This window comes from Metamycoplasma spumans (assembly GCF_041026625.1).
Lineage (GTDB): Bacteria > Bacillota_I > Bacilli_A > Mycoplasmatales > Metamycoplasmataceae > Metamycoplasma > Metamycoplasma spumans.
The window spans coordinates 280,789-295,028 of sequence record NZ_CP163393.1; the positions used below are offsets into that span (position 1 = coordinate 280,789).

Sequence of the window (14,240 nt, forward strand, 5' to 3'; positions counted from 1 at the left end):
AGTATATAATAGATAACTATGAAAAAGGCAAAGTTTTTTACAAATAAATTTAGATGAATAATCAATATTTTTATCATAATTGCGATGTTATTAACAACAATTTTAGGTGGTGTTTTATTTTTAGGACCCAAACTTAAAAATCAAAATAATTCCAATGTAATTCAAAATAACATCGGACTTAGAATTGTTAAAACCCCAAATGCAAATGGTAAAACTAATCAAGATATTTCTTCTGAAAAAGCATTAAATTTAACTGAAAATTTTATTTTGAATAAGGAAGGAATTTTTTCATCTTCTTATGATTTTAATTTATCATCTGAAAATTTAATATCAATAAATAATTTTCAAGATAAAACACAAGAAGGCAGCGACTCGTTAATTACATCACTAGTTAATAAGCCTTACTTAACCGTTACTGACAGTCATGGTAATCCTCTTTTTTATAAAGGGCAATACATTTCTAGATATAACCCATCATCGGCTTTAAATAAAAATTTATCCGACTTTATAACCGATGGTCCAGAAAATTTTTATATTTCATTAGAAAATAACCCGGCTACAACTCGTAACAAACAAGGGGCAAGTCATCGTTTGCAGGTCAAATTAACAGATGAAGGTTGAGATAGTTTTGTAAAATTAAGACAAGAATATCAATTTATAAATGGTTTTCAAAACAATAATGATGGTTTTATTAACCCCGAAAGAAAAGTTTACTTTTGATTAAACTTGCACGAATTTATCAAAATAGCAAAAGAAAAATTCCCTGAACAGTGACAAAAATCGGGGCAAAATCCGGTCAACTTCGCATATATTAACAATTCGGCTAATATTGAAGAAGAAAAAGATCAACAAGGCAAAACAATTTCGAGAAAAGAACCAGTTTTAAAATTAAATGAAATTAACGCTAGAAAATTTTTAATATATTCTGCATTACCAGAATTGCTTTTATCACCTTTAAAAACAGAATCTTCATTCTATCTATTAAACAATAACGAACACGGTCCAACAGATAAAGAAATTGAAGCTTCTATAAACTTCTCGTATGCACCATTTAAGTTAGAAAAAGACTACAGTTACTTCGTTACTCAAAATGTTTCTGCAAACAACAAGTATCTAATTGTTCTTGCATCACTATTTGCGTTATTTGCTGTTTTCTTAATTATCAAATATAGATTATTTGGTTTAGTTTCTGTTATTTCTTTAGGTTTATTTATATTTGCATTCATATCAATAGTCACTGCATTTAACATTTCAATAAACCCTATCGTTGCATTAATAATTATGTTTATTTGCTTTTTTGCATTTGACTTAATGCATAACAAGTTAGATATATTTAAAAAAGAATCAATTGAAGGTTCAAATCCTAACAAAGCTATTAACAAAGCATCTAAAAATGGAATCATATCTGGTTTAGATGTTTCTGTCGGTTTAATTGTAATATCGATATTTGGCATTTTCATTAACTTATCATATGGAAATACATTAAGCACAATTATGTTCATTGCAATATTTGCATCTGCAATAATCATCATGTTGCTAAACACTTGATTATTAAGAAGTTTAGTAAAAACAGAAGCTTTTGACAAAAAAGAAAAAGCCTTATTATGAAACAGCCCACTACTAAATAAAATAAGCAATAAGTTGAATCTAATTTCTAAGTCTAGATATTACTTAATCGGTTTTGGTTTATTTATATTTGCAGCTATTTTAGTTTTTGCTATACTGGCAGGCTTAAACAAAAATATACTATTTGGAATAAATTTAAGCACTCAACTATCTAATAGTTATCATTATTACATTTTGCCAGAAACATCGATATCCTTTAATGGTTGAAATTCAGAACAAGTTAATATGATTGCAAGTTATATTATTTCAGAATTAAGTCACTCAAAAGTTCAAGTTGTTAACAATAACTTAAATAACGATACTTTTGGAATATTAATTACTTCATTATCTGATTTATCTCACTTTATAACAAATAATTTAAAAGATTATGCTTCGTCTGTAACTCAAGGAGCATCAACATCAATTAATTTAATTTCTGAAAAATTAAACTTAGTAAATCTGGGTAAAAATATTGGATTATTATCAGCAATAATCTTTGGGTCTCTATCATTTGTATTAATTTATGTTGCAATAAGATTCTCATTCATTTCTATGTTTGTCGTTTTAATAAAACAAATTTTGGGAATAATTATGATATTTGCATTTATGATGGTTACTTATACAGAATTCAACCAAGGAATATACGGTGGTTTAATACTATTCACTATGTTTAATATTTGAGATTCTTTAATTAATGCTAATAGAATTAAGGGTGATTTCAAAGGTGATCTTAATACAAAAAATTACATTTATAGTGATGAAAAAATCGAAGAAATATTTAAATTGCATGTTAAGGAAATATTTGCTCGTCAAATAATGAATTTAGTTTCAATAATAGCAATTATTGTTTTATCACTAACATTAATGCAAGCACTAAACAAAACTGGCTTATTAGTATTTTCATTCGGAGTTATTTCTACAGTTTTATTAAACTTATTCTTAATTCCAAATTTATGAATGAGATTAACAAAACTTCATTTCCACAAAAAAATAAAAAGAATGAACAATGGTTTTTGAAATACTGAAAAAATCGAAGAACAAACATTTATTGGAATTAATGACTATTCATTCTAAGGAGGCACAATGTTTAATCGTTTAAAAGGGACAAAAGATATATACGGAGAAGAAGCTCTAATTTTAAATTATGTTAAAAACGCTTTTTTTGAAATAGCTAATAATTACAATTTTTCATTTATAGATACACCAATAATTGAAGATATACAACTATTTGTTAGGTCTGCCGGAGAAACAAGTGATATTGTTACAAAAGAAATGTACGCTTTTAAAGACAACGGCAAACGCGATATTGCTCTAAGGCCAGAAGGTACTGCTTCTACAATTCGTGCTTTTGTTGAAAATAAAATTAATAACTTAGAAAATGGCAAATTCTACTATTTTGGCCCTATGTTTAGATACGAAAGACCTCAAAAAGGTAGATATAGACAATTTATACAGGGTGGTGTTGAATTAATAGCAAAAAGAAGTTCTAATACTAATTTTGAAATAATAAAATTAGCTTACGACTTCCTTAAGAAAGTTAAAATTAACGATTTTAGACTAGAAATAAATAACCTTGGTTCTTTTGAAACTAGAAATAAATATATTAATGTTTTAAAAGAATACTTTAGCAAACACTTAGATGATTTATCTGAAATTTCCAAATTAAGACTTGAAAAAAATGTGTTAAGGATTTTAGATGATAAAGAGGAACAAGAAAAAGATTTTGTAAAAAATGCTCCAAAGCTAATTGATTACTTATCACAAGAAGAAAAAATTGAATTTAATAATCTTCTAGATTTATTAGAAAAATTTGAAATAAATTATAAAATCAATCCTTACTTAGTTAGAGGGTTGGATTATTATACCGATATAGTTTTTGAATTTGTTTCAACCTCAGAAGCAATGGGTGCCAAGTCTGCAATCCTAGCTGGTGGTAGATATGATGGTATGATTGAATCTTTTGGAGGTCCTAATTTAGATTCAATTGGTTTCGCATTCGGAGCAGATAGATTGATAGAAATTATAAAATTCAATAAGGAAAAATATTCTGAATTATACGAACAAATCGATGTGCTAATTGCATACCTAAACGAAGATGAAAAAGACCAAGTTTTTAAACTAGCATATGATTTAAGAAACTATATGAAAGTTAACCTAGTTAACGAAAAATTAACAATAAAACAGTTATTTAAAAATCAGTTTAAATATAAACCAAAATATTTGATTTTTAAAGAGCTAAACGCAAATCAAAATGAATTCAAAATAAAAACCGAAAAGGAAGAAAAAATTATTAGTTTTAGTAATATAACCGATTTTATTAACGAAATGAAAGAGATGGACAAATAATGAAAACAACGTATGCCGGTAATTTAAATATTGAAAATGAAAATCAAGAAGTAATTTTATATGGATGAATAGCCAACAAAAGAAAATTCAAAAAACAACTATTCATAGATTTAAGGGATTCATCAGGCGTTGTTCAACTTATTTTAACAAATGTCAGCGATCCGCTTTTAACAAAAGAATCATGCATTAAAGTTAAGGGATTAGTTCAAAAACGCTTAGAATCAAATAAAGAACTTAAATCAGGAGAGATTGAAGTTTTAGTAAATGAATATGAAATCCTAAACTCATCAAAGCAAATACCTTTTGAAATAAATAACAAAAACACAGCAAATGCCAATGAAGATATAAGATTGGAATATCGTTTTTTAGATTTAAGACAAGAAAAAATGCTTGAGAATTTAAGATTGAGACACAAATTGCTTCTAAATGTGCGTCAATATTTTGATAAACAAGGATTTATTGAAGTTGAAACTCCTATCCTTGCTAAATCAACCCCAGAAGGCGCTAGAGATTATTTAGTCCCAACAAGAAGAAAAGGTAAATTCTTCGCCCTTCCACAATCTCCACAACTATTTAAGCAATTATTAATGGCATCGGGAGTTGAAAAATACTTCCAAGTTGCTAGAGTTTTTAGAGATGAGGACTTAAGAAAAGATAGACAACCAGAATTTACCCAATTAGATATCGAAATGTCGTTCGGCGGTCAAGAAGAGTTATTTGTACTTTGCGAAAATATGTGAAAAGAAGTTCTTAAACCATTAGGATGAAATATCGAAACACCTTTTAAACGTATGGACTTCTTCTATTCAATGGAACATTATGGAAATGATAAACCAGATACAAGATTTGGATTCTTAATTAACGATTATACAAAAGAATTAAAATCTCATTTAAATAGAGAATTCGTAAAAGCAATAGTTTTCGACCGTGATGTTAATGAAAATATCGCAATAATTAACGAAACATTTAAAAAGAATAATGGGCAAGATTTATTATTAGTAAATTTAGAAGAAAACAAAGAAGAAAAATTCGATGTTTTAAGAGAATATGCTAAAGAAAATGACATTAACACGCCACATGCCATCATTTCAGCAAACGATGATGTTGATGATGCTTTAAAATCACTAGGAGCTATTAGAACCCTTTTAAACGAACTATATCAATTAGCAGATCCAGATCAATTAAATTTCTTATGAATTGTTAACTGACCTATGTTTGAATATGATAAAGAAACAAAAACATACGCTCCAGCTCACCATGCATTCACTCAGTTTGAAGAATCGACAGTTAAATATTTAGAATCAGGAGAATTGAATAAAGTTAGAGCTAAATCATATGATTTAGTATTAAATGGTTTTGAATTGGGTTCGGGTTCAATTAGAATTCATGATCCAAAAACACAAAAGAAAATGTTTGATATTTTAAAAATTTCAGAAAAAGAACAAGAAGAAAGATTTGGATTCTTTTTAAAATCGTTTGATTACGGTTTACCTCCGCACAATGGTGTGGCCTTTGGTATTGAAAGAGTATTAATGATTTTAACAAAGTCACAATCAATTAGAGATGTTATGGCATTTCCTAAAAATGCAAAAGGAATCGACTTATTATCAAGTGCACCATCAGAAGTTACAAAAGAGCAACTTGATGAGTACGGTTTAGAATTAAAAAAATAATTTAGTAATTTAATAGAAAGTTGGTATTTATGACTAGTTCTACAGGATCAATAATATTAATAACGATTTTAATGATTATCTCATTTGGGATAATTGGTATTTCGTTTATGATGGCGCCAGACTCAAATAGCTTTAGCGGAGCCTTAGTCGGAAGCAATGACCTTGATTTATTTAAAGTATCGAAAGAAAGAGGAATAAAGAAAGTTTTAAAATGATCAATGATTAGTTTAGGATCATTATTATTTATACTTTCGATTGTTTTAAGAGTTGTAATTCAAAAAGGATAATAATGTATTCACAAAATAAGAATAGATCAATAAAAGGAACTGAATTTTCAATATCGGAAAATAAAGTCCTTGACCTTATACAAAATAACAAAGGTCTTAGCTTCATAGAAATTGCCAAAACGTTAAGAATATCACCAGCTTTTAATAAAAACTTAACTAAATTACTAAATGATTTAATATCAAAAAAATCAATAGAAGTAAATCGCGATGATAAATACATCGCTATTTATTTTTTAAAACAAATCGAAAGCCAAATATCAATAACAAATAAAAGATTAGGTTTTATTGATTTTGAAGAAAATGAAGTAAAAGCAAGTGCCTTTATTGCGCCCATTAATTTACGTGGTGTATTAAACGGAGATACTATCAAAGTTGATATATATTATTATTACAATGAAAATAACGAAAAGTTATATTCGGCAAGATTAATAGAAAATATTTCTCATTATAAAAAAGTTGTAGTAGGAACAATAAAAAGACATGAGAATAAAGTTTACTTCAATGCTTTTGACGATAGGGATAAGGCTTCATTCGAATTTTTAGTTTTATCAACAATTCCAAAAGATATAAAAGAAAATGACTTAGTATCATGCGAGGTTTTAAAGCCTAATTTAAAAAACGTAATAATTGTATACAAGGCAAAAGTTGGTTCATTAGACGATAAAGAGCATGTGGTTAAAAAAATAATTGCATCAAACGATGTTAATCAAGAATTTGGAAACTCAGTATTACAACACACTAAAAATATACCTCAATATGTAAGTGAAGAAGAAATTAACGAAAGAGTTAATTTAATTGACTTAATGACAGTAACTATCGATGGTTTAGACACAAAAGACTTTGATGATGCAATCTCATGTTTTAAACTATCTAATGGAAACTGAAAATTATACATTCATATCGCCGATGTTTCACACTATGTAAAAGAAGGCGACCCTATAGACTTAGAAGCGCTTGAAAGAGGAACAAGTATATACTTACCAGATCGTGTTATACCAATGTTACCTTTTGAACTTTCTAATGGAATTTGTTCATTGAACCCAAATGTTATTAGAGCATGTTTGACACTTGAATTAGAAATAAATGAACAGGGTGAGAATGTTGACGAAAAAGTATACGCCAGTGTTATAAAATCCGATTACAGACTAACATATAAAGAAGTAAATGAATTTTATAAAAATGAAACAAAACTACCCGAAGATGTTTCAAAAATGTTAAATGAAGCTAGGGAACTAGGAAAAATTCTAAGATCTAAAAAATTAGAAGAAGGTTATGTTGATTTTGAAATTAAAGAGCCTAAAATAGTCATGGAAGGGACAAACGTTATTGATATTGTAATTAGAGAAGAAGGCGAAAGTGAAAAACTAATCGAGGATTACATGGTTAGGGCCAACGAAACTGTTGCTAAAATAATGGAGGATAAAGGTATCCCTTCAATATATAGAGTTCATGATAAACCTTCATCTGAAAAGCTATTAAATTTACAAGAACTACTTAATTTTGCAAATATGAAAAGTATTCATGTGCCATTTGATGGAGAACCTAAAACTTTTGGAGACATGGTAAGAGAAATTAAAAATAAGTCATTTGATGAGTTTATTAAAATGGCTTTATTAAGAACAATGCAAAAAGCAATTTATTCATCTGATAATATAGGCCATTTTGGTTTAGCTTCAAAAGCTTATTCACACTTTACAAGTCCAATAAGAAGATATCCTGATTTATTATTACACAGACTAATACGTAAATATATTTTCGAAAATGCAAAACTTGATGATAAAACTAAAGAAGAACAAAAGAATAAGATCGAAGAAATAGCAATAAAAAATTCAGAGTCAGAAAAAACTGCAATGACCGTTGAAAGAGACGTTGTTGATGTTAGAAAATCAGAATTTTTTGAAAAAATGATTAACCAAATATTTGAAGCAACATTGGTAACTGTTGAAAAATTCGGAGTCTTTTTTAGTATTGAAAAATATCAAGCGAGTGTTTTAATAAGATTTGAAGACATGAATGATAATGTCTTAAAAATAAACAATTTTGAGGCAAAAGGAACTAATACTAGTTTAAAAATTGGAAAAGTTTATAAAATTAAAATCACATCTATTGACCATGAAAAAGGAAATATTAATGCAATGTTGGTTTAACATTGCATTTTTTTATGTAAAATAATTACATGTCAAAGTTAATTGCAACTAATAAATTTGCTAAATCCGATTATGAAATAGATAGCACTTATGAGTGTGGTATTTCATTATTGGGATGAGAGGTAAAAAGTTTAAGGGCAAAAAATGTTAAAATGGAAAATGCTTTTTGCTCAATTAGTAATCGCAATGAATTATGACTAAATAACTTAAATATCGCTCAATATATGTTAGTAAAATGTGAGCCCTATAGATCTCGTAAATTGCTAATGCATTCTATCGAAATATTAAGGTTAAAAAACAAGCAAGAAAGATTAGGTATGGTTATTATTCCGGTTTCTATCTATTGAATAAATAATCATATTAAAGTTGAAATTGCCTTAGCTAAAAAGCTTAAAAAATACGATAAACGAGAAAAAATCAAACAAGAAGAACAAAAGAAAAATGTTAAAAAGTTCTTTTAACGTGGGGGTGTAATGGCTTCGACGGGCATTTGAACTTGTGGATGGCAGTGGTCTTGTAAACCATAATACTTCTAGGCTTTTTAAGCGCAAACAAAAAACAAAATGAAACTGCATTCTACATGAATTCAGTTTTAAACTCAAACCTAGTTTTTGCTTAATAAAAACTAGTCGAATTGCAAATGGCTCGGTTTGCTAAAATTCGTTGGAGAGCTTGGTAGTTTATTTTTAGCAAATAAACTATGACTATTTAGCTAACGATGCTTTTAGAAATTTGTTAATTTTATATAAATAGCAGCGTAATATTAAATTATCTAAACTGTAGAAATTCACAAGGAATGGTGCACGGACCGGGGTTCGATTCCCCGCATCTCCACCATTTTTTTTATCTCTTAATCAAATAATTTGTAATATGCAAATATTCTTATTTTCTTATGTTATTATTAATTTATAAAATAATTCAGGAGGAAAAAATGACAGTTCGTTTAGTAGTAAATCATGAAGATGGTTGAGCAGTTAAAAATCCAAAAGGTAAAAAGGCTTTAAGAGTATTCAAAACTCAAAAAGAAGCTGTTGAATATGCTAGATCTTTAAAAGACACAACATCTGTTAATGTACAAAGTACAAAAGGTACATTTAGAAAATTTACAAGTTAATAACATGTATAAATTATTAAATGGAAAAGAGTATGCTCAAGAATTAAAAAAGTTAATTCAAGATGAAATAAAATTAGTATCGGTAGAGGAGCTACCGGTTTTAGGTATTTTACAAGTTGGCAATTTAGAAGAATCTAATATTTATATTAAACATAAATTAAGCAGTGCTTCTGAACTGGGCTTTCATACAAAACTAATAAAATTAGCAGAAAACTCTGATTTTAATGAAATTAAAGAAGCTATATTAGAATTGGACAAAACTACTGATGCTTTTATAATTCAATTACCAATGCAAACCAATAAAATAAAAGACCCTAAAGAATTATTAAATTTAATTCCAAAGCATAAAGATATTGACGGATTATCCCATTTAAATTTAAATGGTGATTATTCACAGTTTCAAACATTTTTACCAGCCACTCCATTAGGAATAATTTTATTATTAAAAAAATACAATATAGATTTAGAAAATAGCATTATCGGCGTCGTTGGGCAAAGTCAAATTGTAGGGGCACCTTTGGCTAATTATTTAGAACAAAACGGCGCAAAAGTCAACCGATATGATAAATATAGCTCAAAAAGCAATTTATCAGAAAATAATATTATTATCGTTGCAACTGGCGTCAGAGATTGCATTTTAGCAAAAGAAGTTAAGGATGGATCTGTAATAGTTGATGTTGGTATTCATAGAATTAACGGAAAAATATATGGCGATTTAAATTTTGATGAATTTAAAGATAAGGCATCATATATAACTCCCGTTCCCGGAGGAGTTGGGCCTATGACAATAATATCATTAATTTTAAACCTTATTAAATCGAAAGCAATTGTTAATGAGGAATTTAGATTAAAAACTAAAAAAATAATCAATATTTTCTAATATAATCCCTCCAAAATTAAAAATAACCGAATTCATATGTTCGGTTTTTTTGAACTATTTTGATTTAATGATTTAATATTTTTTATTTATTTTTTTAGCTATTACCTTTATTTTTTTATGTAAAATAATAGCAATAAAAACGGAGGTATTATGATTATTGGGATTAGTGGAATGATAGCCGCTGGTAAAAGTTCGCTATCAGAAAAATTACATAAACATTACGAAACATCAATGATGTTACACGAATTTGACGAAGACGATGAGGTTTTTAATACATTTTTAAAATGGTTATATGAAAAGAAACCAAATCTAACTATTGGATTTCAATCATATATAGTTGAAAATCACTCAAGTAAATTTATCGAAATGAGTAAAAAATATAAAGAAATGGGATTAAATGCTAAAAATGATCACATTTTCTTAGATAGATTCTCAATTGAACACTATATTTTTGCGAAGTTGATTTTGCAAGAAAAAGACAAAAGATACTTAGAAGCATACGATGCTTTATTTGAAAAATTAATAAGTAAAGATGAATTACCTGACTTATCAATATTTTTAGATATAAATTTTGAAACATTCAAGAAAAGAATATTCGAAAGAGGGCGTGAAAGTGAAGTTGATAACTGAGAAGCCAACTATGATTATTTCAAAAATCTTCACGAAAATTATCTAAAAATTTTCAAAGAAATAGCTCAAAAATTCAACTTAAATTATGTTATTTTAGATACGAATAATTTAAACGAAAAACAAGTTTTAGCCGAAGCAATTCAAATTATTGAAAATTATTCTAAAAAATATGAAAATAAATAACCTTATAGATAAAATTTTATTCGATCAAAATACTTTAGAAAAAAGAATTAAAGAACTGAGCGAATGGGTTAATGAGCAATATAAAGATTCAAAAGAATTAATAATTATCGGTTTACTAAAAGGGTCTCTACCTTTTTTAGCCCAACTAATCAAAACAGTTGAAGTGGATTTTATTATGGACTTTATGATTACTAGTTCTTATGAAGGTACTGAAAAATCTTCCGGAAATGTTAAAATAGTTTTAGACCTAGCTAACAATATTGAAAATAAAGATGTATTGATTGTCGAGGATATAGTAGATACAGCTAGAACAATGACAAAAGTGCACTCAATACTTAAATCACGCAATCCAAAAAGTTTAAAAGTTTTAACATTATTAAATAAACCAAGTGGCCGTGTTGTTGAATTTGAGCCCGATAAATTCGGATTCGAAATTCAAAAAAACGAATTTGTTGTAGGGTTTGGTTTTGACTGACAAGAAAAAATGCGACAATTACCATATATCGCAACTCTTAAACTACCTAAAAAATAATTTTAATAAGCATTTTGCTTATTTTTATTTACCCAATTTAGCTAATTATATTTTTTATTACATAAAAATATATAATTATTTACATGATTGAAATTAAAAAATTATCTTATAAATATCCTGGTGCAAAAAAGAACGCGCTAAATGAAATAGATTTAAAAATAGAAGAAGGGCAATATGTTGCCATTTTAGGTCATAACGGTTCGGGAAAAAGCACATTTTCAAAACTTTTATCAGCCATTTATAAACCAACAAATGGAAAAATAATTATTGATGGTATAGAAATTAATTCAGAAAATCTGCCAGCAATTAGAAGAAAAATAGGAATAGTTTTCCAAAATCCAGATAATCAATTTATTGGTTCAACAGTTGAAGATGATATCGCTTTCGGTTTAGAAAATAAACAAATGACCTACGAAGAAATGAAAGAAATTATCATTAAATATGCAACTGAAGTTGGAATGGGAGATAAACTAGATCGTGAACCACAAAATCTTTCTGGCGGCCAAAAACAAAGAGTAGCTATCGCTTCAACTTTAGCATTAGATCCAAAAATCATCATTTTCGATGAAATAACTTCTATGTTAGACCCTAAGGGAAGAAATGATATTTATAAAATAATTCACAACTTACACAAAACAACTAATAAAACACTAATATCAATAACCCATGATATGGATGAAGCTTTATTGGCAGATAAGTTAATTGTTTTTTCTGGCGGTCAAGTTATAGCTCAAGGTAAACCTATCGAAATACTTAATGATAAGAAAATTATCGAAATAGCAAAAATAGATTCTCCATTCATTTACAAATTAAGTGAACTGATTGATGGTATTAATCCCACATATGATGCAGAGGAGTTAATTAAAGAATTATGCAAATAAAATTAACAGACGTTTCTAAAGAATATAACAAAGGACTACCAACCTATATAAAAGTTTTACACGATGTAAATGTCGAAATAAATGAAGGCGAAGCAATATCAATAATTGGACCAACAGGTTCTGGAAAAACAACATTAATAGAACACTTTAACGCTTTGCTAATTCCTAATACTGGAAAAATAAATTTTAGTGGAGTGCCAATTTATAAAAAAATTTCTAAACCTAAAAAACCGTCATATAAAAACTTTAGTAATGAAGACGAATATAATAACGCATACAAACAATATCTAAACAATTTAAAAAATTGAAAAGATATTAATAGAAAAGAGAGAATTGAATTGGTTACAACAGATATTGAAATATCTAAAACCATCAAAAAAATTAAAAATATTAAATCTTTAAGAAAACAAGTTGGAGTAGTGTTCCAATTTGCAGAGTATCAATTATTTGAATCAACTATTGAAAAAGATATAATCTTCGGTCCAATGTCAATGGGTGTAAAAAAAGAACAAGCAAAGGAATTGGCTGCAAAATATATCGAAATGGTTGGATTGCCATTAGATTATCTTAAGAGAAGTCCTTTTGATTTATCCGGTGGTCAGAAAAGACGGGTTGCGTTGGCGGGAATTCTTGCAATGGAACCAAAATTTTTGGTTTTAGATGAACCCACAGCCGGATTAGATCCTCAAGGTGTTGAAGAAATGCTTCAATTATTTTACAATTTATACAAAAGTGGTAAAACAATAGTCATTGTTACACATGATTTGGATAATGCTTTAAAATGAACTAATCGAACTCTTTTCATTAAAGATGGCACAGTAATGTGTGACGGAAATACATACGATATTTTAAGTAACGAAACATTATTAAAAGATAATGATTTAATCCCAACTCGTCTACTATCATTTGTTAATAGATTAGCAAAACTTGGTATTGATGTTGGAAAAGTTATCAGCATTGAAGAATTGGCGGTCAAATTGAATCAATATTTAAAAAACAAGAAAGGCAAATAGATGAATAATAAAACTATAATCGGTAAATATTTAAATCTAGATACGTTTGTTCATAAATTAGATCCTAGATTAAAATTTATGGCCAATATTTTATTAATAATTTTATTTTTTATAGCCGATCATTTTATAACACTTGGTATATTGGTTTTTTCAATAATGGTAATTTATGCGATAGCTACCAAATCAATAAAATCAGTATTTAAAAAATTAAGATTGCCTTTATACATCGCATTTTTTCTATTAATTGTTAATATGTTGACTGTCAAGGGGGCTATACCAACCGAATCTGGCGCTTTTATTCCAATTTCATCACAAACAAATGTTGACTCATATGTTTATTATAGAGGTCAAACTATTGTTAACACAATATACTGAGCCCCATTTGGATATGAACAAACTTTTCAATTGACCAAATTTACAATTTACCGTACAATTTCAATTTTTATGAGAATTTATGGAGTAATTCTAACAACTACTATATTAACTGTGTCAACAAAGCCTGTGCTTTTGACAAGGGCAATTAACGATCTTTTATGACCTTTAAAACTATTTAGAATACCAACAGAAATAATTACCATGATTATTTCTATCGCCTTAAGATTCATACCTACACTTTTAGAAGAATCAAGTAGAATTATGAAAGCTCAATCAAGTCGTGGTGTTGATTACAAAAATGGTAATATTAAAGATAAGACCAAATCGTTTATTGTTTTAATTGTTCCACTATTCGTTTCATCTTTTACCAAGGCAAATGATTTAGCAGATGCAATGACCTCTCGTGGCTATGAACCTTACGCAAAGAGATCTCATTATCGCCAGCTATCACCTAACTGAAGAGACTTATTAGCGACAATTTTTATCATACTTGCAACCACAATGGTAATAGTGTGTCAAATTGATTTGGTACCTCTTCCAACATGATGAATAGCTACATTTCAAAGGGTTTAAA

The 14,240-nt window shown here is 27.9% G+C and carries 13 protein-coding genes and 1 other RNA gene; all 14 read left to right on the forward strand.

The genetic code is table 4. The features are described 5' to 3' along the window. Positions 1-18 precede the first annotated feature (18 nt). The 14 genes from secDF (at position 19) to AB5V95_RS01230 (ending at position 14,239) form a co-directional block, all read left to right on the forward strand. A complete protein-coding gene (secDF, locus tag AB5V95_RS01165) occupies positions 19-2,679 on the forward strand; it encodes a protein translocase subunit SecDF (RefSeq protein WP_369086051.1) in 2,661 nt (886 codons plus the stop codon). A gap of 9 nt (positions 2,680-2,688) precedes the next feature. After that, positions 2,689-3,951 (forward strand): histidine--tRNA ligase, encoded by a 1,263-nt coding sequence (gene hisS, locus AB5V95_RS01170; RefSeq protein ID WP_369086052.1) that lies wholly within the window; start codon positions 2,689-2,691, stop codon positions 3,949-3,951. Then, entirely contained in the window at positions 3,951-5,624 is a 1,674-nt protein-coding gene (gene aspS / locus AB5V95_RS01175; RefSeq protein WP_369086053.1) for an aspartate--tRNA ligase, read from the forward strand. The genes hisS and aspS overlap by 1 nt, the downstream gene beginning before the upstream one ends. Positions 5,625-5,653: 29 nt before the next feature. Continuing rightward, positions 5,654-5,911 (forward strand): preprotein translocase subunit SecG, encoded by a 258-nt coding sequence (secG, locus tag AB5V95_RS01180; protein ID WP_036475983.1) that lies wholly within the window; start codon positions 5,654-5,656, stop codon positions 5,909-5,911. A gap of 2 nt (positions 5,912-5,913) precedes the next feature. Further along, positions 5,914-8,058, forward strand: a complete 2,145-nt coding sequence (rnr, locus tag AB5V95_RS01185) for a ribonuclease R (RefSeq protein ID WP_369086054.1) — start codon at positions 5,914-5,916, stop codon at positions 8,056-8,058. Between the two features lie 29 nt (positions 8,059-8,087). Next, positions 8,088-8,519, forward strand: a complete 432-nt coding sequence (smpB, locus tag AB5V95_RS01190; protein WP_369086055.1) for an SsrA-binding protein SmpB — start codon at positions 8,088-8,090, stop codon at positions 8,517-8,519. A 3-nt stretch (positions 8,520-8,522) separates the two neighbouring features. Beyond that, positions 8,523-8,895, forward strand: a transfer-messenger RNA (tmRNA) gene (gene ssrA / locus AB5V95_RS01195). A 94-nt stretch (positions 8,896-8,989) separates the two neighbouring features. Then, positions 8,990-9,172 carry a DUF2188 domain-containing protein gene (locus AB5V95_RS01200; RefSeq protein WP_369086056.1) on the forward strand — a complete coding sequence of 61 codons (183 nt, stop codon included), beginning with the start codon at positions 8,990-8,992 and terminating at the stop codon, positions 9,170-9,172. Beyond that, positions 9,129-10,052: a tetrahydrofolate dehydrogenase/cyclohydrolase catalytic domain-containing protein gene (locus AB5V95_RS01205; protein WP_369086057.1), complete on the forward strand. Its 924-nt coding sequence runs from the start codon at positions 9,129-9,131 to the stop codon at positions 10,050-10,052. The genes AB5V95_RS01200 and AB5V95_RS01205 overlap by 44 nt, the downstream gene beginning before the upstream one ends. Positions 10,053-10,202: 150 nt before the next feature. Then, positions 10,203-10,865, forward strand: coding sequence for a deoxynucleoside kinase (locus AB5V95_RS01210; protein WP_369086058.1), 663 nt, complete (start codon positions 10,203-10,205; stop codon positions 10,863-10,865). Beyond that, entirely contained in the window at positions 10,852-11,397 is a 546-nt protein-coding gene (gene hpt, locus AB5V95_RS01215) for a hypoxanthine phosphoribosyltransferase (RefSeq protein WP_369086059.1), read from the forward strand. Before AB5V95_RS01210 ends, hpt begins: the two co-directional genes overlap by 14 nt. Positions 11,398-11,480: 83 nt before the next feature. Further along, entirely contained in the window at positions 11,481-12,278 is a 798-nt protein-coding gene (locus AB5V95_RS01220; RefSeq protein ID WP_369086060.1) for an energy-coupling factor transporter ATPase, read from the forward strand. Beyond that, positions 12,269-13,291, forward strand: a complete 1,023-nt coding sequence (locus AB5V95_RS01225) for an ATP-binding cassette domain-containing protein (protein WP_369086061.1) — start codon at positions 12,269-12,271, stop codon at positions 13,289-13,291. The genes AB5V95_RS01220 and AB5V95_RS01225 overlap by 10 nt, the downstream gene beginning before the upstream one ends. Next, positions 13,292-14,239, forward strand: a complete 948-nt coding sequence (locus tag AB5V95_RS01230) for an energy-coupling factor transporter transmembrane component T (RefSeq protein WP_027122712.1) — start codon at positions 13,292-13,294, stop codon at positions 14,237-14,239. Position 14,240: the final 1 nt, after the last annotated feature.